The sequence below is a fragment of the Corallococcus carmarthensis genome (assembly GCF_003611695.1).
Classification (GTDB): Bacteria; Myxococcota; Myxococcia; order Myxococcales; family Myxococcaceae; genus Corallococcus; species Corallococcus carmarthensis.
Window position 1 is genome coordinate 1 of the sequence record NZ_RAWE01000398.1, and the last position, 3,672, is coordinate 3,672.

The 3,672-nt window shown below is 68.7% G+C and carries 3 protein-coding genes; 2 read left to right on the forward strand and 1 reads right to left on the reverse strand.

Going from position 1 to position 3,672, the window contains the following annotated elements; genetic code table 11:
- Nucleotides 1–188 precede the first annotated feature (188 nt).
- Nucleotides 189–374: a virulence RhuM family protein gene (locus D7X32_RS43620; protein WP_208752750.1), complete on the forward strand. Its 186-nt coding sequence runs from the start codon at nt 189–191 to the stop codon at nt 372–374.
- Between the two features lie 53 nt (nt 375–427).
- Here the strand turns inward: D7X32_RS43620 and D7X32_RS43625 are convergent, their stop codons facing one another.
- The gene (locus tag D7X32_RS43625) at nt 428–1,201 is read right to left on the reverse strand and encodes a hypothetical protein (RefSeq protein WP_120608369.1); all 774 of its coding nucleotides are present in this window, start codon (nt 1,199–1,201) and stop codon (nt 428–430) included.
- Nucleotides 1,202–1,389: 188 nt separating this feature from the next.
- Between D7X32_RS43625 and D7X32_RS43630 the strand changes: the two genes are divergently transcribed.
- Nucleotides 1,390–3,474 (forward strand): hypothetical protein, encoded by a 2,085-nt coding sequence (locus tag D7X32_RS43630; protein WP_120608370.1) that lies wholly within the window; start codon nt 1,390–1,392, stop codon nt 3,472–3,474.
- Nucleotides 3,475–3,672: the final 198 nt, after the last annotated feature.

Here is a 3,672-nt window from a genome sequence, read left to right on the forward strand (position 1 = left end):
ATGCGAGCCTCCTGCTGCTCGATTCGCGCGAGCGCAGCGCTCAGCAGTCGCTCCAGCTCCGCGATACGCGCATCTCTTGGGTCGGGCGTGGCCACGCCCCATTATTTCTAATCCGCCCCCGGCCCACGTCGAGCGTGGTGAGGCCCACCGTTCGCTGCCTCACCGCCCCCTCAGGCGAGCACCACCCCGTGAACGCTTACGAGGAAGGAACCGTCTGGCTGACCCAGAAGCAGCTGGCCGAGCTGTACGGCAAGGATGTCCGGACCATCAACGAGCACCTCCAGAATATCCACGAGGAGGGAGAACTCGACCCCGGAGCAACCATCCGGAAATTCCGGATAGTTCAAACCGAGGGAACCCGAGAGGTCGCTTGACTCGTGGAGCCCCACAGCTTGCCGACAATCCTCGCCGTTGTGGTCGACAGCCCTCAAAGCTCCTTGGTCATGCGCTGAAGCTCAAGTTCCCTTGTGCGTTGCCGGGCCGCGGCGAGTTCCGCTGCATATCTCGCACTTTCATATTCGATAACCACGGCATCAATGCCTGGCGTTTTCACGCTCCTGAGCTTGACGTCGCTTTCGACCGTCGCCCACCGACTCAGCAGCAAGAATCGTTTCGAGGCAGCGCGCGCCTGTCGTCGGGCTTCAGCCTCATCGTTTTCTGCCCTGACATCAATGCGCTGCTGCGCGTACTGATCCTGGTGAACCCCGGTGAGCGATTCCGTGAGCTTCCCCAGCACGTACACGGTATCTGCGGCAGAGCGATAGCTGCCAACCCGCCGTTGCGATTCATCGGCCGTATCCCGATCGCGTACCGGGGTCCCGAACTTCCGATTGAGCAGCCGCCGGATCAGCAGATGTGCGTCCCGAACGTTACCGGCATCTGGAAAGAAGACGTCGACCGCGACGAATCGGCCCTTCAGAAAGGCAAATGTCACAACCGCTGGCAGGTCCGCGATGGTGGACTTCCAGCGCATCGCATTCTCATTGAGCATCTTCCCATCCGGGAAGAGCTCTCGGACTTCTTCGACGCGCATGCCCCAACGGGCATCTTGAAAGCCTTCGGAACTCCGATAGGCGGCCCCCTGACTCCGCCAGTCCTCCATGGCCCCATGGCGCTTCTTCTCGATCAGCTCTTCGCGAGTGGTCACGCAGCCAGGGGTGAGGCACGCCATCAAGATGCAGCCAAGCACGATCAGTCTCATGAGACCTCAAATCTCCAAGACGGCCCTTCAGACGCAAACTCTTCATGAAACGGGTGTCCCCACCGGGGTGGACTCTCGGGCAGAAGCAATCATAAAGCATGAAGGGCGCCGGGCTCGGACGCCCCAGGGGGCTTGCGGCCAGGAGCCCAGGTCGCCCAGGCTCTCCACCCGGAGAGGGGAACAGACACATGGGCATCGCCACGGGGTGGTTATGGGTCGTCCTGGCCGTGGCCTCCGGCGCGTCTCCGGCGCCTTCCGCCGAAGCCGTGTGTGGCCTCTCCGCGCTCTACACCGCCGAGCGCGCCTTCTTCGGGGAGAAGGACCGCTACGACATCCCCCCGGTCGTCGGCTTCCTCCCCCTGCCCTGCACCGACGGCACCCGGCCTCCCGCGCCAGGGTCCAACTCCGTTGGCGGCTGCCAGTTCGTCTTCACCGTCCTCGAAGCGGGCCGCGCCCCAGAGACGACCCTGAAGCTCGAAGCCCGAGGCGTCCCCCCCGCCACGCGGACGCTGCGCTTCCGGATGGAGGGCCACGACGGCGTCATCACCCGCGCGGACTCCGACGCACACGTGGAGCCCGTGGACTGTGAGGCCTGGAGGCGGGCGGCGGATCCGCTCCTGCGCTACCACGAGCTCGTCGGGGAGCACGACTGCGTCACCGGGCCCTACGCCCCGACGCATCCCTGCACCGAGGCCCTCACCCAGCTCGTGGACCTCGCGCGCCAGGGTGTGGGCGCCGCGCGAAAGGAGTACGACGCGCACCCCACCGCGCGCGAGCTGTATCCCTTGAGCCCGCCAACGCCCGCCATGCTCCTCTGCGGCGTCACCGCTTCCCCCCAGCAGCGCGCCCAGCACGCGGACAACCTCGCGCGCCAGGGCCACCTCCTGGAAGCGGTGCTCCAGCCCGGCTGCCGGGAGTCCGGCCTTCGCGCGGGTATCCCCCTCCTGTTCAGGGACGGGGCCTGCCCGGGCCCCCGCTGTCTGGAGTTGATGGTCCTGGCCCAACGCCTCCGTCTGCCCGAGCGGTTCGGCGTCCTCGAAGGGCGCGCCTCGCTGTTGGTCCAGTGGCTCTGGGACCAGCCCGCCACGTTCCAGCGCGACTTCCTGCGGACCACCACGGAACGGGGCTCCGACCGGGTCGACGCGCTCCTGCTCCTGCGCGCGGGAACCCGGCCCAGCGTCCTGGCATTGACCACGCCTCCGCTCACGCCGCTGGAGAGCGAGTGGCTCGAACGTGCCTACCGTGAGCACCCGGCCCTGTCCCCCATTGTCGAGTTGCTGCGCGAACAGCAACGCGGCCGCCCCGTCAGCGAGGCGGCGTTCCAGCACTGGGCCCGGAGCGCCCCCTGCGCCCAGCTCCATGACGCCCACGACCTGGGCCCATCCCCCGCGCGGCTGCGCGTCATCGCCCAGGCACAGACGCGTTGCCCACAGGACGCCATCGCGGTCCTGTCCCGCCACGTCGCGACGCTGCCTCCCACGGCGCTCCCCGACGTGCTCGAGCCGCTGACCGCGGAGCAACTGCTGCTGCTGCGCGTGAACCTGGGCCTCGGGAGTCCTGAACGCGCCGAAGCCCTGTTCGACTGGGTGATGGAGCGCGAGCCGGGCCTCCTCGAAGGACTGGCCGCCACGCCCGCCGTCGTGGCGAAGCTGCTCACTCCGCCGTACGCGGACCGGCTGGGCGGACGCGAGGCCGTGCTCGACCTGCTGCTGGACTCACAGCGGAGTCCGCGCCTCGCTCCGTCCTACGAAGCCCTCCTCTTCGCGATGGCCGAAGCCCTGAAGGGCACGCCTTCCGCCGCGCGCGTCAGAAACATCGCGGCGCGCAACCTGCTCCCAACGGACCGGCAGCGCTTGCTGTCCGGCATCCTGCGCGCCCGGGACCCGCGCCTCCAGGCCGCCGCCGCGGCGGGAGCCGCTGAGTGGAGGGCGTCCTCCGGCATCACCGCCCCCGCCGCACGGGCCTGCCTGGCGGAGGCCCGCGCCACCCTGGAATGCATGGCCCGGCAGTCCGAGCCCCTTGGCCCGCCCCCTCCAGGCACCCGGCATGGCTTCATCGCGCTGTGCGGCACCGGTCCCCAGCCGCCTCCGGCTCCACCGGACCCCATCGAGGGCTACTGCACGCGCTTCGACGAGCAGGTGGCGTCCTGCCCCACCGCCTGCGGAGGCACGCTGCCCGACCCCAGCGAGCTCACGCTCCTCGCATCCATCGCCAGTGAGCCGCCACCCACCGCACCGGAGAGCCTGCGCGCCTGCACGCTGGCCCTTCCATGAACCCCCAACCTCGGCGGGTCGCGTCAAAGCCCGTTCTCCCTTTTACAACCGCCGTCCGCTCCGCTATCCCGCGACGGTCACCAGGAGTGTCCCCGTGAAGCGAAGTCTGTCCGGTCTGCTCGTCGCCCTCGCATTCACCGCCTGCAAGCAGGAGGCGCCGGGCAAGCTGGAGCCCATCCCGCGCCCGCCGGGTGCCAC

Excerpts from the sequence above, each read along its gene's own strand:
- D7X32_RS43630 (WP_120608370.1), top strand. The coding sequence starts at position 1,390 with ATGGGCATCGCCACGGGGTGGTTATGGGTCGTCCTGGCCGTGGCCTCC.
- D7X32_RS43625 (WP_120608369.1), bottom strand. The coding sequence starts at position 1,201 with ATGAGACTGATCGTGCTTGGCTGCATCTTGATGGCGTGCCTCACCCCT.